At 47.2% G+C, this 669-nt stretch carries 2 protein-coding genes; both read left to right on the top strand.

Annotated elements, in window-relative coordinates:
* Nucleotides 1-464 (top strand): ACP S-malonyltransferase (locus R7R78_RS26770; protein WP_225474691.1); only part of this gene is annotated, 464 nt, incomplete at its 5' end.
* A gap of 34 nt (nt 465-498) precedes the next feature.
* Nucleotides 499-669, top strand: a 171-nt coding sequence (locus R7R78_RS26765) for an SDR family NAD(P)-dependent oxidoreductase (protein ID WP_225474692.1), incomplete at its 3' end; no start/stop codon positions are given.

Genomic DNA, 669 nt, shown 5'->3' with positions numbered 1-669 from the left:
ATGTCGTTTCTCCAGTAAACTTCAATTCTCCAGGTCAAGTTGTTATTGCAGGTAGTAAAGATGCAGTAGAGCGCGCTGGCGCACTGTGTAAAGAAGCTGGCGCGAAACGTGCTCTTCCTCTTCCTGTGTCAGTGCCTTCACACTGCGCGTTAATGAAACCAGCAGCAGATAAACTAGCAGTAGCGCTAGAGTCTATCGAATTCAACACACCACAACTTCCAGTTATCAATAACGTTGATGTGGCAGCTGAAACTGACCCTGCAAAAATCAAAGACGCGCTTGTTCGTCAGCTATACAGCCCAGTTCGTTGGACTGAAAGCGTACAGCTAATGAGTGAACAAGGTGTAGAAAACCTTCTTGAACTTGGCCCGGGCAAAGTTCTGACAGGTCTAACAAAACGTATCGTGAAAACACTAAGTGCAGCAGCAGTTAACGATGTGGCGTCGTTAGAAGCCGCTAAATAATTCTTTCACGATAAGAAAAGGAAAACACAACATGATGAATCTAGAAGGTAAAATCGCTCTAGTGACTGGCGCAAGCCGTGGCATTGGTCGTGCGATTGCTGAGCTTCTTGTTGAACGTGGTGCCACCGTTATTGGTACCGCAACGTCTGAAGGCGGCGCGGCTGCGATCAGCGAATACCTAGGCGAAAATGGTAAAGGTTTAGCG

Source organism: Vibrio sp. 2134-1 (genome assembly GCF_033339495.1).
This window is presented reverse-complemented; position numbering and strand designations above follow the sequence as displayed.